The organism is Amycolatopsis samaneae (assembly GCF_039541975.1).
GTDB classification, from domain to species: Bacteria; Actinomycetota; Actinomycetes; order Mycobacteriales; family Pseudonocardiaceae; genus Amycolatopsis; species Amycolatopsis samaneae.
Genome location: NZ_BAABHG010000013.1, coordinates 37,145 through 59,364, shown reverse-complemented (window position 1 = coordinate 59,364; position 22,220 = coordinate 37,145). Strand labels below are relative to the sequence as shown.

Sequence of the window (22,220 nt, the reverse complement as noted above, 5' to 3'; positions counted from 1 at the left end):
TCAGGGCAGTTTCGGCTCGACGAGCCCGGCCACCGTGTCCGCCCGGCGGCAGGCCTGCGCGGTGTCCGAGAAGGTGGTGTTGGCGACGTCGATCTGGACGCTGCCGCCGGCGCCGATCCCGAGCAGCACCGCGCAGGTGCCGTCGCCCGCCTTCCGGTCGGCCACCCGCAGCGCCTGGTGCGAGCCGACCACGGTCTTCGTCCCGGTCGCGCGCGCGACCTCGAGGTCGGCGACGCCGTTCTTCGGGTCCACCGTCACGGTGACCCCGAAGGTGGCGGGCACCGTCCAGTCGCACGCCTTCGCCGCGCCGATCGTCTTCGGCTTCCCGACCACGGTCACCCCCGCCGTCGACCGGTCGGCGGGCGACAGCAGCGCGCACGGGTCGAGATCGGCCAGCGATGGCGGTCCGGAGGGCGCGGCCGAGGTGGCAGGTGGTGGCGTGGCGGACGTTCCCGGCACGCGCGCGGCGTCGCCGGGCTGCCCCTGGGCGTGGCCGCACGCCACGAGCGCGAGACCGAGGGCGGCGAGCAGCGCCGGGCGGGAGTACCTCTTCACCGGCTCAGCCACCGACGCAGTCCACGCCGTCGGCCGCGGCCTCGTCCTGACGCTGGTAGCGCCCGAGCGCCTCGGCCATCCGGTTCTTGAGGTTCTCGAGTTCCTTGCCGAACGCGGTCAGCGACTGCACGGCCGAGCCCTTGCCGCCGATGCCGTACTCGGCCATGAACCGGCCGACCTCGGTGGCGTACCCGCCGCCGAGGGGGATCGTGCGGCCGAGCACCTTCGCCTCGCGCACCATCTCGCCGACCACGTCCTGCAACGCGCTGATCTTCGCGTAGGCGTCGTTCGCCAGCTCCGGGGCGACCGCGAAACCACGGACGTCGAACGGTGGCTTGGTCCCCAGCTCGCTCATGTGCGGTAACGCCTCTCCGTAGTCGCGCGACCTCGAATCGGAGCATACGACAAAACAGCAGGTCAGCGGGAGCACCCAGAATCGGGTGAACCATCCCTCGAACGGAGTAAGTTCCTTGCCTGCACAGCGTCACCAACCAGGCTTCCTGGGGTTCTCACCCCGAGTTCGCCCGAGTTTGACACACTGAATGGAATGCTGCTCGCCGTGCGCACGAGCGAACGGCGAGGGGGCCGGTGAACCCCGGCGGGAAAACAAGCACAGCCATGCGGCACCAGGAGGTCGAGTGACGTCGAGAATCCAGTCTGCGACGCCCGCGGAGCAGCAGGGCGAGCAGGCGGCGGGGCGGACGGGCCCGGCGGCCCACCCCGCGGAGGCCAGCGCCGACGACAGCCGGAACGGCCGGCCAGGGCACGCCTCGCTTGACGAACTGCACGAGACGGCGCGGCGGATCGCCGCGAACGTCGAGCGGGTCCTCGTCGGCAAACCCGACGTCATCCGCGTCGCCCTCGTCACGCTCCTCGCCGAGGGGCACCTCCTGGTGGAGGACGTGCCCGGCGTCGGGAAGACCTCGCTGGCGAAGGCGCTCGCCCGGTCGATCGACTGCACGGTGAGCCGGATCCAGTTCACCCCGGACCTGCTGCCCAGCGACGTCACCGGCGTGTCCATCTACAACCGGCAGACCGGCGAGTTCGAGTTCCGCCCCGGCCCGGTGTTCGCGAACATCGTGGTGGGCGACGAGATCAACCGCGCCTCGCCGAAGACGCAGTCCGCGTTGCTGGAGTGCATGGAAGAGCACCAGGTCACCGTCGACACCAGCACCTACGAGCTGGACGAGCCGTTCATGGTGATCGCCACCCAGAACCCGATCGAGATGGAAGGCACCTACGCGCTGCCCGAGGCCCAGCGGGACCGGTTCACCGCGCGGGTGTCCATCGGCTACCCCGACCAGCAGGCCGAGCTGGCCATGGTCGACGAGCACGCCGGGCACGATCCCCTCGCCGAGCTGCGGCCGGTGTCCGACGGCGAGACCGTGCACCGGCTCATCCAGACCGTGCGGAACGTGCACATGGCACCCGAGGTCCGGCGATACGCGGTGGACATCGCGGCGGCGACCCGGCAGGTGCCGGAGATCCGGCTCGGCGCCTCCCCCCGCGCCACGCTTCAACTGGTGCGCTCGGCACGCGCGCAGGCGGCGCTGTCCGGCCGCGAGTACGTCGTCCCCGACGACCTGCACGCGGTCGCCGTGCCGGTGCTCGCCCACCGGCTCGTACTGACCACCGAGGCGCACGCGGCCCGGCGCTCGGCGACCGACGTCGTCCGCGCGGTGCTGCACCGGGTCCCGGTGCCGCAGGGGCAGAACCACCACTGAGCCACGAAACCAGGCGCTGGGTTCTGTTCATGAGCGGCGAAGCCGCTTGCGGTGGGCCAGCAGCTCGCACCGCCGCGGGTTCTCAGACGTCCTCTCGCGAGGACAGCGGCGACGTGGTGAATCGGCATTCACGAGGAGGCGATCCCGGAGTGAGAGGGCGTCTGAGGTTCCGCTACCCGCACCGCTACGAAAGCCACTTTCAACAGACTCTCTAGTAGAAGAGAACCGCATGCTGCGTGCCCTGTCCGGCCTGACCACCCGCGGCCGCTGTCTCCTCGCCGCTGGCCTCGCCGCGGCGGCCTGCTCGTTCGTGCTCAACGAACGGGACCTGTTGCGGGTGGCGGTGTTCGTGGTCGCGCTCCCGGTGCTGGTCACCGTCTTCATCTCCGCCTCGCGGCTGCGGATCGGCGCCACCCGGTCGCTGCACCCGCAGCGGGTGTCGGTCGGCTCGACCGGCGAGGTCCAGCTGGAACTGTGGCGCAACGGCAGGCTCCCGGCGGGCGAGGTGCTGCTCGAGGACGGCGTCCCGTACGCGCTGGGCGCGCGGCCGCGGTTCGTCGTCGAGCGGCTGCCGCACGACCGCCGCGTCGCGCTGCGGTACCCGCTGCAGCCTGTGCTGCGCGGCATCCAGCAGGTCGGGCCGCTGCGCGCGACGATCACCGACCCGTTCGGGCTGTGCGAGTTCGAACGCGAGCTGATCGCGCACTCCCGGCTGGTGGTCGTGCCCCAGGTGTTCCCGCTGTGGGGACTGCCCAGCGGCGCGGGCGTCGGGGCCGGGGACGACGGCACCATCCGGCTGCACGCCGGGCAGGGCGAGCCGGACGTCATCGTGCGCCAGTACCGGGTGGGCGACGACCTGCGCAAGGTGCACTGGCGGTCCACCGCGCGCCGGGACGAGATCATGGTGCGGGTCGAGGAGCGGCCGTGGCGGGGCGGCACGACCGTGCTGCTCGATCACCGGGCGGCCGCGCACCACGGTGCCGGCCCGGCGGCGAGCCTGGAGTGGGCGGTGTCGTTCGCCGCGTCGATCGCGTTGCACCTGCGCCGCTCCGGGCACCACGTCCGGCTGGTGAGCGAGCACGGCGTCACCCTCGCCGACACGCCCGGCGAGGGCGGCGACCACTACGACCACGTCGTGCTGGACGCGCTGGCGGCGCTGCAGCCCGCGCACCAGCGCGACATCACCCTCGGCCACGACCCGGCCGAGGGTCAGGAACTCGTCGCGGTGCTGGGCACGGTGAGCGCGGAGTCGGTGCACGAGCTCGCCCGCTTCCGCCCGCGCGGCATCCGCAGCCTCGCCGTACTGCTGGACACGCCGGGCTGGTCGGCCGGGGTCAACGGGTCGGAGCGGCGCTCGGCCGCCACCGAGGACGCCGCCGAGCTGTTGCGCGGTGCCGGCTGGGGCGTCGTCGTCGCCGGGCCCGCCTCGCCGATGCCGCAGGTGTGGAGCGAACTGTGCCGCGCGGGTGTGGGCCGCGGCGCGCTGATCGGGGGCCAGCGGTGACCGCCACCGCGCCGCCGCGCCGGCGTCCCACCGCGCCGCCGCCCGGCCCGGCCCGGATGTCCGCCTGGGCGGGCAGTGTCGTCGCGCCGGTCGCGGCCGGGATCGCGACGTTGTCCGCGGCCACGTCGCTGACCAGCGTCGTGGCGGGCTGGGCGTGGTTCGGCTATCTGCTCGTCGCGGTCGTGCTGATCGCGGGCACCGGCCTCGCGCTGCGCACCCTGCGGGCACCGACGATCGTGGTCGGGCTCAGCCAGCTGCTCGTCCTGCTGTTCCTGATCACCGGCTCGTTCACCACCCACGGCTTCCTCAAGATCATTCCCGGGGCCCGGGCGCTCGACGAGCTGAGCCAGACGCTCGCGGCGTCGGCGGACCAGATCCGCGTCGGGCTGGCACCGGTGGACGGGACCCCGCCGATCCTGTGCCTGGTGACCATCGCGATCGGCCTCGTCGCGGTGCTCGTCGACACCCTCGCCGTGGCCGCGGCGGCACCGGCGGCCACCGGGCTGGTGCTGCTGTGCGTGTACGCGGTGCCCGCCGCGCTGGCCGAGGACATGCTGCCGTGGTGGACCTTCGTGCTCGGCGCGGCGTCGTTCGCCGCGCTGCTCGCGGTCGACGGGAACCACCGGCACCGCCGCTGGCGCACCCGGGAGGCCCCTGGCGCGGGCGGATCCGCGGGCGTGCTGCCGGTCCCGGTCGCCGTCGTCAGCGCCGCGATCGTGCTCGGCCTGCTCGGCGGGACGGTGACCTGGGTGGGCACCGTCGGCAAGATCCCCTTCGGCGGGGACGGTGCGAACGGCCGGGGTCCCGGCCGCGGCGGCGGGTTCGGCGTCGATCCCTTCACCGAGCTGCGGGGGCTGCTGGACCAGGGCGAGAACACCGAGCTGTTCAAGGTGCGCGGGCTCACCACGGACCGGCAGCTGCTGCGCGCGTTCACCCTCGACACGTTCACCCCCAACAAGGGCTGGGGACTGCGCAACGGGGGCCAGGCCCAGCAGGGCGTGCAGGCGAACAAGACCCTGCCCACGGCTCCCGGCGACGACGGCTCCGGCCCCAACCGGCAGATCCAGATCGAGCCGACCGGCTGGGTCGACAACTGGCTGCCGATCTACGGCGCGCCGCGGGAGCTGCGCGGCGTCGCCGACAACTGGCTCTACGACCGCGTCTCCGGCGCGGTGTTCACCACCAGGAAGGAAAGCGCGCCCGCCTACACCGAAACCGCGTCGCTCAAGCAGCCGTCCAAGGAGGAGCTGCGGGCCGTCGAGGTGAACCCCGCCGATCTGCCGCCCTACTACACCCAGATCGACCGGGTGGACCCGCGCGTGCGGGCGAAGACCGAGCAGCTCACCGCGGGCAAGTCCTCGAACTTCGAAAAGGCGACGGCGCTGTGGCAGTTCTTCACCGCGCAGAACGGTTTCGTCTACGACACGAAGACCGCGGACGCGACCGACGCGGACGCGCTCGCCGACTTCATCCTCAACGGCAAGCGGGGTTTCTGCGAGCAGTTCGCCTCGGCGATGGCCGTGATGGCGCGGGTGGCGGGGCTGCCGGCGCGGGTCGCGATCGGGTTCACCCCCGGTACCCGCAAGGGCGACTACCAGTCGATCAGCTCGCAGGACGCGCACGCCTGGGTCGAGGTGTACTTCGGCGACCGGGGCTGGGTCAGCTTCGACCCTACCCCGCTCGCGGACGGGCGCGGGGTCATCCCGCCGTACCTGCAGCAGAACGGGCCGAGCGGCGGCAAGACCAGCGACACCCAGGTGGCGCCGAGCGCGCCGGCGTCGAACGCGCCGGCCACCGGCACCCCTCGCGACCCGGCCAAGGACCAGGCCGCGGCGCCGATCGACGCGCCGAAGGAGCCGGAAACCGACTGGGAGGGCATCCTCGCCGCGGTGTTCGGCGGGCTCGGTGCCCTGATCGCCATCGCGGCGCTGGTGCTCGGCAGGCGGTTCCTGAGACAGCGCTGGGGCGGCGGTCCGGTGTCGTCCCCCACGCAGAGCACGCCGGGCGGCGAAGCCGGGCAGGGTCTCGAACCGTCGCGTGGCGGGCAGGCCGTGGCACTCGCGGTCCGGCCATCGGCGCGGGAGGCGGGCGAGGAACGCGCCGTGGTGGCCCTGACCTGGGTGCCGCTGGCGGTGGCCGGGCTGTGGACGATCGGGATCGCGTTCCTCGCGGCCTGGGTTTCCTGGTGGCTGGGCCTGCTCGCGCTGGTGCTGCTGCTCGCGGTCGGCGGCCCCGCGGCGGCGCGGGACTTCCGGCGGCGACGGCGGTTGAGCGTGATCGCGAGCCATCGCCCCGGTTCCGCCGACGCGGCGTGGCAGGAGCTGATGGCCGAGTGCTCGGACCGGGGGCTGCCGATCCCGGCCAGCGACACGGTGCGGGTGGCCGGGCAGAAGCTGGCGCAGAAGCACCGCCTCGACGCGGAGGGCCGGGAAGGCCTGCGGACGGTGATCGGCGCGGTGGAGCGTTCGTGGTACAGCGGGCAGGAGGACGTCGACCCGGAGCTGGGCCGGGCGTTCGAGAACGTACGGCACAGCCTGCGCCGGAACGCGCCGATGTCGTGGCGCGGCAAGCTCTTCCCGCGGTCCCTGGTCAACCGGAAGAACTGAGCACGATCCCGATACCCCCGGCCGGGCTACCCCACCGGGCCGGGGGTATCGGTGCGAGCGGGCGCCGCGTGCGCGAGCCACGCAGGCAGGTACCGCACACCGGTCCGGGCACGCGAAGACGCCGCCAAGGCGACAGCCCTGGCGGCGTCTTCGCGGAAGCGCCCGAAAACTACTGCTCTTCGAAGCGCTGGCGGAAGCGTTCCTCCATGCGCTGGGTGAACGAGCCTCGGCGGCTGGCCTGCTTGCCACGGCCCCGCTCACCCGGCCCGGCCGGTGGGCCGTCGCTCTCGGCTCCCTGCCGGATCGACGTCACCGCCATCACGACCCCGAAGAACATCACGAGGAACCCGAGCACGCTGATCAGCGGGATGTCGGCCACCCGGAACAGCGGCACCACCACGCCGAGCACCAGCAGTGCCACGCCCACCACGAACAGGGCGATCCCCTGGATGCGCCGTCGGCGCGCGGGGCGTCGCAACCGGGTGCCACGCACCGTGGATGCGAACTTGGGGTCCTCGGCATAGAGCTCGCGCTCGATCTGATCGAGCAGCCGCTGCTCATGCTCGGAGAGTGGCATCTTTCCTCCTCCGGCACAGCTGTCGCGGGCGCCGGGCCGCGCAACGTCCTGGACCCAACAGCCAACCCCAGGTGGGGTGGCACTGTCCAGGATACGAGTCCCGCGCGCTGCCGACTACCCGATCTCGCATCCTGTCGCGATCGAATCGGGCGAATTCCGGATCGACGTGGGTTGACACAGGGTCACGGCGATGGAACTCACTCCTCACCCGGCGTCAGCAGTGACGCCGGACGCACCGCGGCGGCCCCGAACCGGGACCGCGCCACGTCGGCCGCGACCTCCGCGTCCCGCCAGCGGGGCTCCGGTGAGTCGAACACCAGCTGCTCGCCCGACTCGCCGGTGTCGAGCCCTTCGACCCGGACCCCGATCAGCCGGACCGCGCCGGACGGGGCGTGCTCGGTGAGCAGCTCGACCGCGATGCGGTGGATCTCGCGGGCCACGTCGGTCGGGGTGAGCAGGGTGCGGGCACGGGTGATGGTGCGGAAGTCGGCGAAGCGGACCTTGATCGACACGGTACGCCCGCGCAGCCCGCGCTCGCGCAGTGTCGCGCCGACCCGCTCGGCGAGCCGGAGCAGCCGCAGGGCCAGCTCCGCGCGGTCGTGCCGGTCGACGTCGAAGGTGTGCTCGGCGCCGATCGACTTCTCGGCCGAGTCCGGGACCACGGCACGGTCGTCGTGCCCGTTGGCCAGCGCGTACAGGTGCTCGCCGACGGCGGTGCCGAGCGCCCGCCGCAGCCGGGGCAGTGGCGCCGCCGCGACGTCGGCGATCGTGGTCAGCCCCAGCTGGAGCAGGTTCTCCTCGGTGCGCTTGCCGACGCCCCACAGCGCGGAAACCGGCAGCTGGTGCAGGAAACCGAGGGTCTCCGCGGCCGGGACGACGACCATCCCGTCGGGCTTCGCCATCCCGGAGGCGAGCTTGGCGACGAACTTGACCCTGGCCACGCCCACCGAGCACGTGATGCCGTGCTCGGCCGCCACCCGCGCGCGGATCAGGGCCCCGAGCGCGGCCGGGGTGGCGCCGAGCCTGCGGAGCGCGCCGCTGACGTCCAGGAACGCCTCGTCGAGGCTCAGCGGCTCCACGAGCGGGGTCAGTTCGCGGAAGATCCCCATCACGCCACGGGAAACCTCGCCGTACAGCCCGAAGGTGGGCGGGATGCACACCAGTTGCGGGCACAGCCGCTTCGCCACCGCGAACGGCATCGCGGAGCGCACCCCGAACGTGCGCGCCGGGTAGTTCGCGGCGGACACCACCGCCCGCGGGCCGTTCCCGGACACCACCACGGGCCTGTCCACCAGCTCCGGCCGCGTCCGCAGCTCCACCGACACGTAGAACGCGTCCATGTCGACGTGCAGGATGCCGCAGCCGGTGTCGTCCGGCGGCTCCGCGGCCCCTTCGGCGACCCGGAAGCGGGCCATTCCCCCAGGCAGTTCGGTGTTTCGTCCCATCGCCGGGGACGCTACCCGCCACCCCCGACAATTCCGGTGGTCGGGCTTCCGCCGCGCCCCAATGTGGCATTGGGTGCGCTGGACGCACCGAACGCCACATTGGGGCGCTCGTCCGGGAGGGAAGCCCCGGCCGCGGAGCGACGGGAAGCCGGGGAGTTACGGGTGGCGGGCCAGCGCGTGGAGGCGGCCCGCGACGTCGCGGAAGGCGGGCAGCGCGGACGCGGCCTCCTCGAACTCGGCCAGGTCCTCCTCGCGGACCTCGCCCGGCACGACGTCGGCGACGATCCGGTCGCCGCGCAGCAGGGTCACCTCGAGACCGGCGGCGACGAGCTGTGCCCGCAGGCCCTCGCTGTCGAACCGCCGCAGCACGGTGTCCCGGTCGTCCGGCACGACACCGTCGGCGCTCTCCAGCAGTGCCCGCGCCTCGGCGACCCGGCCGGCCAGCGCGCGGTGCAGCACCGCGGCGTGCCGGTTGGCGACCAGGACGGACACCGCCCCGCCCGGCGCGGCGGCGGTGGCCAGCGCGGTGAGCACCGCGGCGGGGTCGTCGACGACTTCGAGCAGGCCGTGGGCCAGCACCAGGTCCGCCGATCCGGCGGCCACGTGCGCGCCGAGGGCGTCCGAGTCGTCCGCGATCACCGTGATGCGGTGCGAGACGCCTTCTTCCTCGGCGCGCAGCCGCAGCGTCGCCAGCGCGTTCGGGTTCGGCTCGACCACGGTGACCAGGCACCCCGCCGAGGCGAACGGGACGGCCCAGCCGCCGCTGCCACCGCCGACGTCGACGACGCTCGGCTGCTCCACGCCCCGCGCGCGGGCGGCCTTCAGCTCCGCCTCGAGCACCCGGCGAACCACCCCCGAACCTCGGGCGGCCACGGTGTCGGTCTTCATAGCCGCACAGCGTAGTGCCCGCCCCGCGCGTGCCCGCGCCTGCACCGCGTCCCGCCGTTAGGCTCACCCGCGTGCCCACCATCGCGGTACTCAGCCTCAAGGGCGGCGTCGGCAAGACGACCGTCGTGCTCGGCCTCGCCTCCGCCGCGCTGAAGCGGGGCGTCGGCACCCTGGTCGCCGACCTCGACCCGCAGTGCAACGCCACCGCCGCGCTCGACCCCGGCCCGGCCAAGACCACGCTGGCCGACGTCCTCGCGTCGCCACGCCGCCAGGTGGTGACCTCGGCGATCGCCCGCAGCGCCTGGGGCGCGGGGGTGGACGTGCTGGTCGGCTCCGAACAGGCCGAGTCCTTCAACGATCCCGAGCCCGGCTCGCGACGCCTCGGCAGGCTCGCCACCGCGCTCGGCGAGCTGCCCGATCCCTACGCGCTCACGCTGCTGGACTGCCCGCCCTCGCTGGGCAGGCTGACCCGCTCGGCGCTGGTCGCGGCCGACGCCGCGCTGCTGGTCACGGAGCCGTCGCTGTTCGCGGTGTCCGGTGTGCAGCGCGCTGCCGAGGCCGTCGACGCCGAGCGCGACCGGCACAATCCGGGCCTGCGGACGCTCGGGGTGGTCGTGAACCGGGTGAAACCGCGGTCGGTCGAGCACACCTTCCGGGTGAACGAGCTGCGCGAGACGTTCGACGGTCTCGTGCTCGACCCGGTACTCCCCGACCGCGCCGCCGTCGCGCAGGCCCAGGGTGCCTGCGCCCCGCTCCACCGGCTGCGCACCGCGGGCGCGCGCGACCTCGCTGCGGCGTTCGACACCTTGCTGGGCAAAGCATCCCCCGAGAGCCCGTAGGCTGTGTCGGGTGCACACGGTCGCCGTTCTCAGCCTCAAGGGAGGCGTCGGCAAAACGACGGTCGCTCTCGGTATAGCTTCCGCTGCGCTGCGTAGGGGAACACGGACCCTCGTCGCGGACCTCGACCCGCAGGGCAACGCCACCACCTCGCTCGACCCGCCGTACACCGACGCCACACTGGCCGACGTCCTCGAGACCCCGCAGCGCGCGGTGCTCGAACGCGCCATCGCGCCGAGCGTCTGGAGCGACGAGGTCGACGTCCTCGTCGGCGCCGAGGAGCTGGAGCAGCTCAACGAGCCCGACGCCGACAACCGCAGGCTGGAAAACCTCTCCCGCGCACTGGACGAACTGCACCGCGCGCCGATCCGGGAGACGCCGTACGACCTGGCGATCATCGACTGCCCGCCGTCGCTGGGCAGGCTCACCAAGTCCGCGCTGGTCGCCGCGGACAGCGCGCTGATCGTCACCGAGCCGACCATGTACGCCGTCGCCGGCGCCCAGCGCGCGCTCGAGGCGATCGAGCGGATCCGCAAGGAGAACAACCCCGACCTGCGCCCGATCGGCGTCCTGGTCAACCGGCTGCGGGTCCGCTCCTACGAGCACCAGTTCCGGATCGCCGAGCTGCGGGAGAACTTCGGCCCGCTGGTGATGCCGACCGCGATCACCGACCGGCTCGCCGTGCAGCAGGCGCAGGGCGCGTGCAGCCCGATCCACGAATGGCACTCCCCCGGCGCGCAGGAGATCGCGCTGACCTTCAACATGGTCCTGGCGAAGATCCTGCGGTCGAGCCGGGCGGGCCGCCACCGCGTCAAGGGCGAGGACGACGTCGAGGAGACCGGCGCCGGCGAAGCGGCGGAAGTCACCGGCAACGCGGGGTGAGCCGTGCCCGAGGGTGACACCGTCTTCCTCGCCGGGAAGCGGCTCGACAAGGCGCTCGCCGGGAAGACGTTGGTGCGCGGGGAGTTCCGCCATCCCGCACTGGCCACTGTGGACCTCGCGGGCCGGGACGTGCTCGGCACCGGGACGGTCGGGAAGCACCTGTTCACCCGGTTCTCCGGTGACCTGACGCTGCACAGCCACCTCCGGATGGACGGCGCGTGGGACATCTACCCCGCCGGGGCGCGGTGGCGCCGTCCCGGTCACGACGCGCGGGTCGTCCTCGCGTCGCGGGACGTGCAGGCGATCGGGTTCCGCGTGCACGACCTCGAACTCGTGCCCACCGCCGAGGAGCGCTCCCTGGTGGCCCACCTCGGGCCGGACCTGCTCGATCCACAGTGGACAGACGAGCACGCGCGGCGCGCGGCGGCGGCGCTCGCCGCCGAACCGGGGAGGGAACTCGGGCTCGCGTTGCTCGATCAGCGCGTCATGGCGGGCGTCGGCAATTTGTACAAGGTCGAGATCTGCTTCCTGCTCAAGGTCTCCCCGTGGACCCCGGTGTCCGAAGTGGACACCGCGAAGGCCGTCGCACTGGCGCGAAAGCTGTTGCTGGCCAACGCCTGGCGGCACGAGCAGAGCACCACCGGCGAGCTGGCGCGCGGCCGCCGGAACTGGGTCTACGAACGGACCCGCCAGGGCTGTTTCCGCTGCGGCGGCCGGGTCCTGGTGGCCCAGCAGGGCGAGGACGTGTACCGCAGGCCCACCTGGTACTGCCCGAAATGCCAGCCAGGCCCCGCCCCGAGCCGGTAGTATCCGCGGTGTGACGACGTTCAAGCTCCCGCTCTACGGGGCCGACACCGAACGCGGCGACCTCGCTCCCTGACCATCGCCCCTTCCCCCACACGTCACCTCACTCCATTCCCAGGGAGCTTTGTCATGCCCGAAATCCTGACCGGGCGGGCGCTGCGCGCGTACGTGCACGCCCTGCCCAAGGCCGAACTCCACGTCCACCTGGTCGGCTCGGCGAGCCTGCCGACCGTGCTCGAACTGGCCCGGCGGCGGCCCGCCGCGGGCGTCCCGGCCGACGCGGACGAACTGGCCGCGTTCTTCACCTTCCGCGACTTCGCGCACTTCCTGAAGGTGTACCTGGCGGTCACCTCGCTGGTGCGCGACCGCCACGACATCCACACACTGGTCACCGGGCTGGCCGCCGATCTCGCGGCGCAGAACGCGCGCTACGCCGAGGTCACCGTGACGCCCTACAACCACCTCCTCGACGGGATGTCCGCCGACGACCTGCTCGCCGGGCTGGAGTCCGGCCGCGCCGCCGCGGCGGCGGACCACGGCGTCGAACTGGCCTGGTGCTTCGATATCCCCGGCGAGAAGGGTGTCAAGGCCGGACGGGAGACATTGACGTTCGCGTTGCGCGAACGGCCCGAAGGACTGGTGTCCTTCGGGCTCGGCGGACCCGAGATCGGGGTGGGGCGGGCACAGTTCGAGCCGTTCTTCACCGCGGCGCGGGAGGCCGGGCTGCGCAGCGTCCCGCACGCCGGGGAGACCACCGGGCCCGCGACGATCTGGTCGGCGATCCACGACCTCGGCGCCGAGCGGATCGGCCACGGGACCAGCGCCGCCGGTGATCCGGCGCTGCTGGAATACCTTGCGGCGCACCGGATTCCCCTCGAGGTGTGCCCGACCTCGAACGTCCGCACCGGGCAGGTCCGCTCGATCGAGGCCCACCCCGTTCGCCGCCTGCTCGACCACGGCGTCCTCGTCACGCTCAACACCGACGACCCACCGATGTTCGGCGCCACCCTGAACGGCGAATACCTCGCGGTGGCCGGAACGCTGGGGCTGAGCGCGCCCGAAATCGCCCGGCTCGCCCGGAGCGCGGTCGAGGTGTCCTTCCTCGCGCCGGCACGGAAAACCGCGCTCCTGAAGGAGATCAACGAAATCACGTTGCCGGGACCCGAGGACTTCGCATAGCGTGGCGGTACACGAGAAAGGAGGTGGTCCTAAGTTGTATTCCCACAGGACTCGTGAGGTGGCTGTCCGCTAGCGGATGGCACACGATAGGACCTTGAGCAGCGATACAACGCGAGCCACCTTCGGCTCATCGCCTGCTTCGTGTGCTGCCTGCTATCGGTCACGGGACTCGTGACCATCGCGAATACCAGGCAGTCACCGGGCCCCCGGCGTACCCGAGCACCAGTCCGGCTCGGGCCCGAACGTTTGACGGCGTTCGGGAGGATCGCCGGGGGTTACCCATTTACTGATCCGGCGGCCGTCCATCCGGTCGGGACGACCGCCCGCCGATCGGATTTCGGCCTTGGGCGAAGAAGGGGTTGCGATGTTCCCCCGAACGGACGTCTCATGACTAGCCTGAACGGCATGCTCAGGCCCGACTATCCGATCACCACGGACCGTCTGCTGCTGCGCCCGTTCCGGCCCGACGACCTCGACGCCCTGAACAGTTTCCAGTCCCGATCCGACGTCGCCCGCTATCTCTACTGGGGTCCGCGCAGCCGTGCCGAATCGGCCGCCGCGCTGGCCAAGCGGGTGCACAGCTCGACCCTGTCCGCCGAAGGGCAACTCCTCGCCGTCGCGGTCGAACTCGCGTCCACCGGGCAGCTCATCGGCGACCTCAACCTGGAGTACCTGTCCGCCGAGCACCGGCAGGGCGAGATCGGCTTCGTCTTCCACCCCGACCACCACGGCAAGGGGCTGGCCGCCGAGGCGGCCACCGAACTGCTGCGGCTCGGGTTCGAGGATCTCGGCCTGCACCGGATCATCGGCCGCTGTGACGGCCGTAACACCGCGTCGGCCTCGCTGATGGAACGGCTGGGCATGCGCAAGGAGGCGCACCTCCGGGAGAACGAGATGGTCAAGGGCGTGTGGACCGACGAACTCGTCTACGCGATGCTCGAAGAGGAGTGGAAGGCCAGCCGCTGAGGGCTGGTTCACGCCGGGCACCACCTGCGCCGGGCGGCGCGGCGGCGATGAGGCAGCATGGACGCCGTGCTCTTCGAGAAGATCGTCCGTCCGGCGCTGTATCGCATGGCCTACCACGACCCCGAGCTGGTGCACGAGCGCACGGTCGCCGCGCTCGCCCGGCTGAGCCGTGTCTCCCCCGCGTTGCGGGCGATCGAAAAGGTCTACCGCACCGACGACCCGGTCTCGGTGCTCGGCCTGCGTTTCCCCAACCGGGTCGGCCTCGCCGCCGGGATGGACAAGAACGGGCACGCACTGGCCGCGTGGCCCGCGCTGGGGTTCGGGTTCGTCGAGGTCGGCACGGTCACCCGGCACGCGCAGCCGGGTAACCCCCGGCCGCGGCTGTTCAGCCTCCCGGCGACCGACGCGGTGATCAACCGGATGGGCTTCAACAACGCGGGCGCGCGGGCGCTGGCCACCCGGCTCGCCGCGGACGGCAAACCCGGTGTCCCGCTGGGGATCAGCATCGGCAAGTCGAAGGTGACCCCGCTCGACGAGGCCGTCGAGGACTACCGCTTCTCGCTGCGCACGCTGCACCCGTACGCGGACTACTTCGCGATCAACGTCAGCTCCCCCAACACGCCCGGCCTGCGCGCGCTGCAGGACCGCGCCGCGCTCGCGGAGCTGCTCGCCGAACTGCGGCTCACCTCGGGCGCGCTCGCCGAGGAGGCCGGGCGGGCGCCGACCCCGCTGCTGGTCAAGGTCGCGCCGGACCTGACCGACGAGGCACTGGCCGAACTCCTCGGCGTCTGCCTCGACCACGGCGTCGCGGGCCTCATCGCCACCAACACCACGCTCGGCCGGGACGGCATCGCGGCGGGCGAAGCCCATCTCGCCGCCGAGACGGGCGGGCTGTCGGGTAGCCCGCTGACCGCCCGCGCGCGCGAGGTCGTCCGCTTCGTGCACGAGGAAACCGGTGGCGGGCTGCCGATCATCGGCGTCGGCGGGATCCTCGGCGCCGACGACGCCGCGCGGATGCTCGACGCGGGCGCGAGCCTCGTCCAGCTCTACACCGGGTTCGCCCTGCACGGCCCCGGGCTGGTGCGGCGCGTCACCCGGGGTCTCGCGGGCCGGCGGTACTGACGAACCGCAGGTAGCCCCGCCACGACTCGTACCGGCCGAGATCTTCGGCGTCCTTCGCCGCCGCGTCCTCGCACAGCACGGCCGTCGGGCGGAAGCCGTCCTCCAGGTCGATCCGGCCGAGCACGAACGGCCCGGGCAGTTCGGCGGCGAAGCGGCCCAGCGCGCCCGGGGAAAGCCGCCAGAGCTCGCCGTCCAGCCCGGTGTCCCCTGTGGACAGTACGCCCGGCTGCGGTGGTTCGACCGGCAGCAGCACCATCCGGTACCGCTCGGCCGTCCGCACCGGACGCACGAAACGCGCGCCCAGCGCGGTGAGGCGCGCGTTGAGCGGCTGCCCGCGCAGGTGGGCACCGAACACCACCAGATCCGCGCCGGGCGCGGAGCAGAACGACGGCGGTTCCCCGGTGAGGACCGCCGCGAGGTCCAGCCCGATCTGGTCGTCGAAGGCCCTGGTCACCACGGTGACGCCAGAGGGGCCCTGTTCGCCGGGCCGCGACGGCACCCGGACCGCGGCGAAGCGGGAACGCACGGGCGCGGTGGGGAGCAGAAGCGCGTCGCAGCCCTCGGGTATCCGGCGCTCCTCGTTCTCCCCCATGGCTTCGAGGTTGCTTTCGACCACCGCGCCGGACGAGCGCAGGGCGGCGGCCGCGGTGCCGAGGGCGCGCCGCGCGGAAGCGGTCAGCGACCGGAGCCAGCCATCGTCCGGCATCGCGACCCGCGGATGCTCCCCCACGCCGAACCGGACGTCGGCGGGCCAGTTCCGGCAATCCGGATCGAGACCGTCCGGACCGGTCATGAGCCCGGCCGCGCGCTGCGCCTCGACGAGCCTGCGGGCGAAGACCACCACGCCCTGACACTCCCCGCCGAGAACACCGGTCACCGGCACCAGGCCGGGCGTCGGCCGGACCCCGGCGACGCCGTTCAGCGCGGCGGGGACCCGGCCGGGACCGGTGAGATCCGTGCCCAGGGAAAGGTCGACGATCCCGAGCGAGACGGCCGCCGCCACCCCACCGGCGACATCGAGCGGGTCGAGCGCGAGCTGCCCCGGGCTGGTCTTGCCGAGCACGACCGCGCCGGCGGCGGTGAGCCGCGCGACCGCGGTGGCGCTCACGTCGGGGACGGACGAAGTGGACGAACGGGCCGACGCGGTGGGCAGGCCCGCGACGTCGACGACGTCCTTCACCGCGAGGAGCGAGCCCGCCAGGGGAAGCTCGTCGCCCGCCCGGACACGTTCGTCGACGGCCTTCGCGTCGACGAGGACGTCTTCCTGGGCGCGGAGCGTGGTCCAGAGTTCGGGGCGGTCCAGTTCGGCGAGGCACTCGAACGCCGCCAGGACTCGCTGGTGCGCGCTGGGCGGTGGGGACGGGATGGGCTCGGGATCCGGCGGAATCGTGTTCACGGGGCGTCCTTTCCTCGGCGTGATCGAGAAAGCGTCCACTGTGTACGGTCGGCGCCGGCGAACCTCTAGTGCATCGCGCACTTCCGTTCAGGTGCCACCAGTCCATGCATACGCGAAACGCTACGCACCATGCGTTTCCGTAGCCAGACGATTCTGATTACGCGAGTGTTGCGGTACCGCGCGGTGAACAGGCGGTGACGCCGCTGTGCAACGCGACCCGTTCCGGGGAGCGGAAAACGCTCAGGAAAGCTCACGCAGCGCGAGCGCGAGACCGGCGAGCCGATCGGTGGCGTCGGTGAGCGCGTCCTTCGAGGCGCCGATCCCGCCGTCGCCGCTCGCGGCGACGGCGCGGCCCGCGGCGGCCAGCAGCGCGCCGTAGCCGTCCAGACCGTCGTCGAGCTGTTCCCGCATCTTCCGCACGGCGGCTTCCAGCGCGGACTTCTCCCGTGCCGGGGCGGCGTCGCGGCCCCGTTCGAGCGCCTGGACCCGCGCGGCGAGCCCGCGCAGTGCCTTGGCCGCCTCGTCGGCGGTGTTGCGCGCGTCGGCGACCGAGATCTCCGGCACGGCGGAGACGCCGTGCGCGCTCGGCAGCGACAGCTGGCGCAGCAGTTCGGCCAGCGACGCCTCGCTCTCGGCCAGCCGCTCCATCGGCTCCCGCGCCATCGAGCCCGCGGGCGGGAGCGGCGGCGGTCCGGCGGGGGCCTGCGGGAGTTCGACACGTTTGAGGGTGCGCAGCCGCAGCCCCGACCGGACACCGAGGGTGCCGAACACGACCATCCCGGCGAGCGCCGTGACGGCCTGGGGGATCTGCGCGGCCCCGCTGACGTTGAACACTCCGGTACCGGCCGCGACCATGTAGATGCCGCACAGGATGGTCAGCAGGATCCACAACGTCATCGCGCGCGAGGTGCGGCGTTTGCGGCGCTCCAGCTTGGCCGCGGGCTGGTTCCAGCGATCCCACCTGGCCTTGGCGTCGGCCATGATCGGAACCTGGTCGGCCATCGAGGACAGCGACATGCCGGTGAGCCGCTGTACCGGCGGCATGGCGGGACGCTGCGGCATCGGCGGGCGCGGCGGCATCGCGGGCCGCTGCGCGGACTTCCCGCCGGGCTGCTCACCCGGCGGGAAGTACCGATGCAGCTTTTCCTGGGCACGCTGGGCGTAGTCGGGCAACCGCTCGATGTGCTTCTCGAGCTTGGCGCTGAGGTCGTTGTAGTCCCCGCGCCAGTCACGTCGTCTGCGGTCCTCGCCCATGCCCAGCCCCCTGTGATGGTCTGCCCGGCGGCTCAGGCCGGGTTCTTGCCCTGCTCGGCCTGCACGCGCGCCTGGATCTCCCGCTGGATGTCCGCCGAGCTGCCGCCGGAGGACTGCGGCGCCGCGGCGGCCTTGCCGTCGGTCACCTGGGCCACCGAGTCGCCGCGCATCGAGGCGCGGATCTGCTCGAGCCGCGAGTGTCCCGCCAGCTGCGTCGTCGAGGCCTGGACCTCCATCATGCGGCCCTGCACCGAGTTCTGCGCGAGCTCGGCCGAGCCCAGCGCCGTGGAGTAGCGCTTCTCGATCTTGTCGCGGACCTCTTCCAGCGACGGCGTGTTGCCCGGCGCGGCGAGCTCGCTCATCTGGTTCAGCGAGGCGGAGACCTGCTCCTGCATCTTGGCCTGCTCCAGCTGCGAGAGCAGCTTGGTGCGCTCGGCCAGCTTCTGCTGCAGCATGGTGGCGTTGCGCTCGACGGCCTGCTTGGCCTGCGCGGCGGCCTGCAGCGACTGGTCGTGCAGCGTCTTCAGATCCTCGATGCTCTGCTCGGCGGTGACCAGCTGGGCTGCGAAGCTCTCGGCGGCGTTCTCGAACTCGACCGCCTTCTGCTCGTCGCCCTTCGCGCGGGCCTCGTCGGCGAGCACCAGCGCCTGGCGCGTCGAGGACTGCAGCTTCTCGACGTCACCGAGTTGCCGGTTGAGCTTCATCTCCAGCTGCCGCTGGTTGCCGATCACGGAAGCGGCCTGCTGGGTCAGCGCCTGGTGGTTACGCTGAGCCTCCTCGATGGCCTGCTGGATCTGTACCTTCGGGTCGGCGTGCTCGTCGATCTTCGACGAGAACGCCGCCATCATGTACTTCCAGAACTTCACGAACGGGTTGGCCATCTCCTCCGCCTGCCTTCTTGCGTCCCACTGGCTTGAGTACCGGTCGGTGGGGCGTCACTCCCCTGCTCATGCAACGTCCCGGCCCCGGTGTTGGGTTCCATCGTGTCAGGTCATCCCCCGGCGTTCCAGGCGACCCGTCGTAAATCAGGGCTTTCCCTGACTCTGCGTGGTCACCGGCCCCGCCGAGCCGGTACCTCGGAACACTGCGCAGCGACACGCCCCCAGTGCGTTACGTGAGGTCAGCAAGGCTGTCCCGGCATTTCCGGCGGGGATGTCGCGAACGACACGTTGGGGACGTTGATCGTCCCGAACGCCACGTTCGGGACATGCCAGCGCAACCACGGTGGGGGTCCGGGGGCGTGCCCCCGGGCGGGGCCTGGGGGTTGCACCCCCAGAAAACACGACGAGCGAGGTGTGTTCGCGCTTTCCGCGAACACACCTCGCCCACTCGCGAGTCTTATGCGGCGATGATCGACGCGAGCTTCGGCGCGCCGATCGTCGTGCGCAGTGTCGGGCTCATCCGCTGGGGCGGCGACATCTGCAGGTCGGCCAGATCGTTGCCGATCAGCTCCGACATCAGCCTGCCGCCCTCGAAACCACCGGCCACCGACGCCTCGGCGGCGGCACCGCGTTCCGGCACGGTCTCCCTCGGCGCGCCCTCGGCGCGCTCGTCGACCTGCGCGACCTCGACCGTGTCGAGAGCCGACACGTCGGCCGCGACGTTGTAGAGCAGCTCACCGAGCGGAAGGTCCAACGCCTCGCAGATGGACGCCAGCAGCTCGCTGGAGGCCTCCTTCTGCCCGCGCTCCACCTCGGAGAGGTATCCGAGGCTGACCTTGGCGGCGCGGGAGATGTCGCGCAGCGTACGACGCTGGTTGGTGCGGGCATGACGGAGCCGATCACCGATCGCCTCGCGCAACAGCACGGTCATCACGCGCCTCCCTTCCGAACTGGTACCCCCTACGTTACCCAGAGCGGCGCCCCGAGCGCAGGAGTTGAGGTGTGCGTACGCCAAGGGCGAACGCGCGAGTCAGCGCAGATGTTCCCCGAGCAGCGCGAACGCCGCACGCACCGCTTCGGCCCGGATCCGCTCGCGGCCGCCGTCGAGGGCGAGGGTACGCACAGTCCGTGTTCCCCGCCCGGCGAGCCCGACGTACACCGTGCCCGGCGCGACACCGTCCTGCGCGGCCGGACCGGCGACGCCGGTGAGCCCGAGTCCCCAGCTCGCGCCGCAGCGTGCGCGGGCGCCGTCGGCCAGCTGGGCGGCGACCTCCGGGTGGACGGCGCCGTGCTCGGCGAGCAGTGCCCGGTCGACCCCGGCCAGCTCGGCCTTGAGCTCGGTGGCGTACACGATCAGCCCGCCGCGGACCACCGCGCTCGCCCCGGGCACGCCGGTGAGCGTCGCGCAGACCAGGCCGGCGGTGAGGGACTCCGCTGTGGCGATCGTCTCACCGCGTTCGATGAGCGACGTCACGAGTTCCACGGCCTCCACCGGTTCAGGCCCCGGTAGCCCGGCGTCCCGCGGCCCGCAGCCGGACCGCGCGGACGAGGTAGTCCAGCCCGGTCACCACGGTCAGCGCCACCGCGAGCCCCATCAGCACCCAGCGCACCGGCGCGGCGCCCGGGGACAGCGGCAGGAGGTAGGCGACGATCGCGGCGATCTGCGCGATCGTCTTCGCCTTGCCGCCCCGGCTGGCCGGGATGACGCCGTGCCGGATCACCCAGAAGCGCAGCAGGGTCACGCCGATCTCGCGGACCGCGATCACGATCGTCACCCACCAGGACAGCTCGCCCAGCAGGCTCAGCCCGATCAGCGCGGCGCCGATCAGCGCCTTGTCCGCGATCGGGTCGGCGATCTTGCCGAAGTCGGTGATCAGCCCGTAGCGGCGGGCGACCCAGCCGTCCACCTGGTCGGTGGCCGAGGCGACGACGAACAACCCGGTCGCGAGCCCCCGCCAGAACGTGTCGGTGCCGTCGCCGAGGAACAGCGCGACGACGAACAGCGGCACGAGCACCAGCCGCGACAGCGTCAGCAGGTTCGCGATGTTGAGCGTCGGGACCGGGGTCGGCTCCGGGACGTGGGCCGGGGCGTGCGCGTCCTGGCCGTGGCCGTGCGGCGCACTGCCCTCGCCCGCGTCGCTCGGCAGGGCACTCACCGGTCGGCGTCCGGTACCGGCCGGACGATGAGGTCGACGCCCGCGGAGTCGACGACCTCGCAGCGGATCAGGTCACCGGCCGCGAGTGACTCGGGCGCGTCCAGCACGACGCATTCGCCGTCGACCTCGGGCGCCTGGTGCGCGGCGCGGCCGATCGGGTCGTCGCCGTCCTCGCCGACCTGCTCGACGAGCACCTCGACGAGGTCGCCGATCCGGTCCTCGGCCCGCTGCGAGGTGAGCTCCTCGACCAGCGCGGAGATCCGCGCGACCCGCTCGGCGACCACGGCCGGGTCGAGCTTGCCGTCGAACGTCTCGGCCTCGGTGCCGTCCTCGTCGGAGTAGCCGAAGACACCGACCGCGTCGAGCCGGGCGCCGGTGAGGAAGCGCTCCAGCTCGGCGAGGTCCTCCTCGGTCTCGCCGGGGAACCCGACGATGACGTTGGTGCGGATGCCCGCGGCCGGGGCGTACTCCCGGATCTGCTCGGTGAGCGCGAGGAAGGAGTCGGTGGAGCCGAAGCGGCGCATCCGGCGCAGCACCCGCTCGCTGGAGTGCTGGAAGGACAGGTCGAAGTAGTCCGCGACGCCCGGTGTGGTGGCGATGGCCTTGACCAGCTGCGGCCGGGTCTCGGCGGGCTGGAGGTAGGAGACGCGGACGCGGTCGATGCCCTCGATCCCGGCCAGGCGCGGCAGCAGCCGCTCCAGCGCGCTGGCGCCGTCGCGGCCGAAGTCCTTGCCGTAGGAGGTCGAGTTCTCGCTGACCAGGAAGAGCTCCTTGACGCCCTGCTCGGCCAGCCACATCGCTTCGGCGACGATCTCGTCGGGCTGCCGGGACACGAACGAGCCGCGGAAGGACGGGATCGCGCAGAACGAGCAGCGCCGGTCGCAGCCGGACGCGATCTTCAGCGCGGCCACCGGCGCGTCGTCCAGCCGGGTGCGCAGCACGCGCGGGCCCCAGCCGTGCTGGGCGTGGCCCGGCACCTCGACCGTCTCGGCCGCGGCGGGCCGGTGCACCGGGCTGATCGGCAGCAGCTTGCGGCGGTCCGAGGGCGTGTGCGCGGCGATCGAGCGGCCCGCCACGACGTCGCCGAGCCGCTCGGACAGGTCGGCGTAGTGGTCGAAGCCGAGGACCGCGTCCGCCTCGGGCAGGCTCTCGGCGAGTTCGTGGCCGTAGCGCTCGGCCATGCAGCCGACCGCCACGACCTTCTTGCCGGTGTCGGACGCGGCGAGCAGGGTGTCGACCGAGTCCTTTTTGGCCGATTCGACGAAGCCGCAGGTGTTGACCACCACGACGTCGGAGTCCTCGGGATCCGCGGTCAGCTCCCAGCCCCCCGCGGCGAGGCGGCCGGCGAGCTCCTCGGAGTCGACCTCGTTACGGGCGCAGCCCAGGGTCAGCAAGGAGACGCGTCGGCCGCTGTCGGGCTCTGTGGTGGGAGAAGGCACGACGT

21 protein-coding genes are annotated in these 22,220 nt (G+C 72.5%); 9 read left to right on the top strand and 12 right to left on the bottom strand.

Going from position 1 to position 22,220, the window contains the following annotated elements; genetic code table 11:
* Together ABD987_RS30835 and ABD987_RS30830 are read right to left on the bottom strand one after the other, a co-directional pair.
* Positions 1 to 567 carry a DUF3558 domain-containing protein gene (locus ABD987_RS30835; RefSeq protein WP_345401866.1) on the bottom strand — a complete coding sequence of 189 codons (567 nt, stop codon included), beginning with the start codon at positions 565 to 567 and terminating at the stop codon, positions 1 to 3.
* Positions 560 to 910, bottom strand: coding sequence for a hypothetical protein (locus ABD987_RS30830; protein WP_345401863.1), 351 nt, complete (start codon positions 908 to 910; stop codon positions 560 to 562). Before ABD987_RS30830 ends, ABD987_RS30835 begins: the two co-directional genes overlap by 8 nt.
* Positions 911 to 1,193: 283 nt before the next feature.
* Here ABD987_RS30830 and ABD987_RS30825 point away from each other — a divergent pair, with 283 nt between their 5' ends.
* The 3 genes from ABD987_RS30825 (at position 1,194) to ABD987_RS30815 (ending at position 6,389) form a co-directional block, all read left to right on the top strand.
* Positions 1,194 to 2,279, top strand: a complete 1,086-nt coding sequence (locus ABD987_RS30825) for an AAA family ATPase (RefSeq protein WP_345401861.1) — start codon at positions 1,194 to 1,196, stop codon at positions 2,277 to 2,279.
* Between the two features lie 229 nt (positions 2,280 to 2,508).
* Positions 2,509 to 3,783, top strand: a complete 1,275-nt coding sequence (locus tag ABD987_RS30820) for a DUF58 domain-containing protein (protein WP_345401858.1) — start codon at positions 2,509 to 2,511, stop codon at positions 3,781 to 3,783.
* 56 nt (positions 3,784 to 3,839) lie between these two features.
* The gene (locus ABD987_RS30815) at positions 3,840 to 6,389 is read left to right on the top strand and encodes a transglutaminase TgpA family protein (protein ID WP_345402446.1); all 2,550 of its coding nucleotides are present in this window, start codon (positions 3,840 to 3,842) and stop codon (positions 6,387 to 6,389) included.
* A gap of 169 nt (positions 6,390 to 6,558) precedes the next feature.
* On the opposite strand, the gene ABD987_RS30810 is transcribed toward ABD987_RS30815, so the two are convergent.
* From ABD987_RS30810 to ABD987_RS30800, 3 genes are all read right to left on the bottom strand, one after another.
* Positions 6,559 to 6,966: a DUF3040 domain-containing protein gene (locus tag ABD987_RS30810; RefSeq protein WP_345401855.1), complete on the bottom strand. Its 408-nt coding sequence runs from the start codon at positions 6,964 to 6,966 to the stop codon at positions 6,559 to 6,561.
* 197 nt (positions 6,967 to 7,163) lie between these two features.
* Positions 7,164 to 8,381: a DNA polymerase IV gene (gene dinB, locus ABD987_RS30805; protein WP_345402443.1), complete on the bottom strand. Its 1,218-nt coding sequence runs from the start codon at positions 8,379 to 8,381 to the stop codon at positions 7,164 to 7,166.
* Positions 8,382 to 8,567: 186 nt separating this feature from the next.
* A complete protein-coding gene (locus tag ABD987_RS30800) occupies positions 8,568 to 9,299 on the bottom strand; it encodes a methyltransferase domain-containing protein (RefSeq protein ID WP_345401852.1) in 732 nt (243 codons plus the stop codon).
* Between the two features lie 71 nt (positions 9,300 to 9,370).
* Between ABD987_RS30800 and ABD987_RS30795 the strand changes: the two genes are divergently transcribed.
* The 6 genes from ABD987_RS30795 to ABD987_RS30770 all read left to right on the top strand — a co-directional run bounded on the left by ABD987_RS30795 (position 9,371) and on the right by ABD987_RS30770 (position 15,089).
* On the top strand, positions 9,371 to 10,138 hold the full coding sequence (locus tag ABD987_RS30795; protein WP_345401849.1) for a ParA family protein: 768 nt from the start codon (positions 9,371 to 9,373) through the stop codon (positions 10,136 to 10,138).
* 10 nt (positions 10,139 to 10,148) lie between these two features.
* Positions 10,149 to 11,018 (top strand): ParA family protein, encoded by an 870-nt coding sequence (locus ABD987_RS30790; RefSeq protein ID WP_345401846.1) that lies wholly within the window; start codon positions 10,149 to 10,151, stop codon positions 11,016 to 11,018.
* 3 nt (positions 11,019 to 11,021) lie between these two features.
* On the top strand, positions 11,022 to 11,825 hold the full coding sequence (locus ABD987_RS30785) for a DNA-formamidopyrimidine glycosylase family protein (RefSeq protein ID WP_345401843.1): 804 nt from the start codon (positions 11,022 to 11,024) through the stop codon (positions 11,823 to 11,825).
* A 126-nt stretch (positions 11,826 to 11,951) separates the two neighbouring features.
* Positions 11,952 to 13,001: an adenosine deaminase gene (gene add, locus ABD987_RS30780; protein WP_345401840.1), complete on the top strand. Its 1,050-nt coding sequence runs from the start codon at positions 11,952 to 11,954 to the stop codon at positions 12,999 to 13,001.
* 405 nt (positions 13,002 to 13,406) lie between these two features.
* Entirely contained in the window at positions 13,407 to 13,967 is a 561-nt protein-coding gene (locus ABD987_RS30775; RefSeq protein WP_345401837.1) for a GNAT family N-acetyltransferase, read from the top strand.
* A gap of 66 nt (positions 13,968 to 14,033) precedes the next feature.
* On the top strand, positions 14,034 to 15,089 hold the full coding sequence (locus ABD987_RS30770; RefSeq protein ID WP_345402440.1) for a quinone-dependent dihydroorotate dehydrogenase: 1,056 nt from the start codon (positions 14,034 to 14,036) through the stop codon (positions 15,087 to 15,089).
* Here ABD987_RS30770 and ABD987_RS30765 read toward each other — a convergent pair.
* The 7 genes from ABD987_RS30765 to rimO form a co-directional block, all read right to left on the bottom strand.
* Positions 15,058 to 16,485: an allophanate hydrolase-related protein gene (locus tag ABD987_RS30765; RefSeq protein WP_345401834.1), complete on the bottom strand. Its 1,428-nt coding sequence runs from the start codon at positions 16,483 to 16,485 to the stop codon at positions 15,058 to 15,060. The two genes, ABD987_RS30770 and ABD987_RS30765, sit on opposite strands and share 32 nt — an antisense overlap.
* A gap of 240 nt (positions 16,486 to 16,725) precedes the next feature.
* A complete protein-coding gene (gene pspM / locus ABD987_RS30760; protein WP_345401831.1) occupies positions 16,726 to 17,739 on the bottom strand; it encodes a phage shock envelope stress response protein PspM in 1,014 nt (337 codons plus the stop codon).
* Positions 17,740 to 17,771: 32 nt separating this feature from the next.
* The gene (locus tag ABD987_RS30755; RefSeq protein ID WP_345401828.1) at positions 17,772 to 18,620 is read right to left on the bottom strand and encodes a PspA/IM30 family protein; all 849 of its coding nucleotides are present in this window, start codon (positions 18,618 to 18,620) and stop codon (positions 17,772 to 17,774) included.
* 457 nt (positions 18,621 to 19,077) lie between these two features.
* On the bottom strand, positions 19,078 to 19,551 hold the full coding sequence (locus ABD987_RS30750; protein WP_345401825.1) for a helix-turn-helix domain-containing protein: 474 nt from the start codon (positions 19,549 to 19,551) through the stop codon (positions 19,078 to 19,080).
* A gap of 99 nt (positions 19,552 to 19,650) precedes the next feature.
* Positions 19,651 to 20,112 carry a CinA family protein gene (locus ABD987_RS30745; RefSeq protein ID WP_345401822.1) on the bottom strand — a complete coding sequence of 154 codons (462 nt, stop codon included), beginning with the start codon at positions 20,110 to 20,112 and terminating at the stop codon, positions 19,651 to 19,653.
* 4 nt (positions 20,113 to 20,116) lie between these two features.
* Positions 20,117 to 20,776: a CDP-diacylglycerol--glycerol-3-phosphate 3-phosphatidyltransferase gene (pgsA, locus tag ABD987_RS30740; RefSeq protein WP_345401819.1), complete on the bottom strand. Its 660-nt coding sequence runs from the start codon at positions 20,774 to 20,776 to the stop codon at positions 20,117 to 20,119.
* Positions 20,773 to 22,215: a 30S ribosomal protein S12 methylthiotransferase RimO gene (gene rimO / locus ABD987_RS30735; RefSeq protein WP_345401816.1), complete on the bottom strand. Its 1,443-nt coding sequence runs from the start codon at positions 22,213 to 22,215 to the stop codon at positions 20,773 to 20,775. The genes pgsA and rimO overlap by 4 nt, the downstream gene beginning before the upstream one ends.
* Positions 22,216 to 22,220 lie beyond the last annotated feature (5 nt).

Excerpts from the sequence above, each read along its gene's own strand:
- ABD987_RS30830 (WP_345401863.1), bottom strand. The coding sequence starts at position 910 with ATGAGCGAGCTGGGGACCAAGCCACCGTTCGACGTCCGTGGTTTCGCG.
- ABD987_RS30820 (WP_345401858.1), top strand. The coding sequence starts at position 2,509 with ATGCTGCGTGCCCTGTCCGGCCTGACCACCCGCGGCCGCTGTCTCCTC.
- ABD987_RS30815 (WP_345402446.1), top strand. The coding sequence starts at position 3,840 with ATGTCCGCCTGGGCGGGCAGTGTCGTCGCGCCGGTCGCGGCCGGGATC.
- ABD987_RS30810 (WP_345401855.1), bottom strand. The coding sequence starts at position 6,966 with ATGCCACTCTCCGAGCATGAGCAGCGGCTGCTCGATCAGATCGAGCGC.
- dinB (WP_345402443.1), bottom strand. The coding sequence starts at position 8,381 with ATGGCCCGCTTCCGGGTCGCCGAAGGGGCCGCGGAGCCGCCGGACGAC.
- ABD987_RS30800 (WP_345401852.1), bottom strand. The coding sequence starts at position 9,299 with ATGAAGACCGACACCGTGGCCGCCCGAGGTTCGGGGGTGGTTCGCCGG.
- add (WP_345401840.1), top strand. The coding sequence starts at position 11,952 with ATGCCCGAAATCCTGACCGGGCGGGCGCTGCGCGCGTACGTGCACGCC.
- ABD987_RS30775 (WP_345401837.1), top strand. The coding sequence starts at position 13,407 with ATGCTCAGGCCCGACTATCCGATCACCACGGACCGTCTGCTGCTGCGC.
- pspM (WP_345401831.1), bottom strand. The coding sequence starts at position 17,739 with ATGGGCGAGGACCGCAGACGACGTGACTGGCGCGGGGACTACAACGAC.
- ABD987_RS30755 (WP_345401828.1), bottom strand. The coding sequence starts at position 18,620 with ATGGCCAACCCGTTCGTGAAGTTCTGGAAGTACATGATGGCGGCGTTC.
- ABD987_RS30750 (WP_345401825.1), bottom strand. The coding sequence starts at position 19,551 with ATGACCGTGCTGTTGCGCGAGGCGATCGGTGATCGGCTCCGTCATGCC.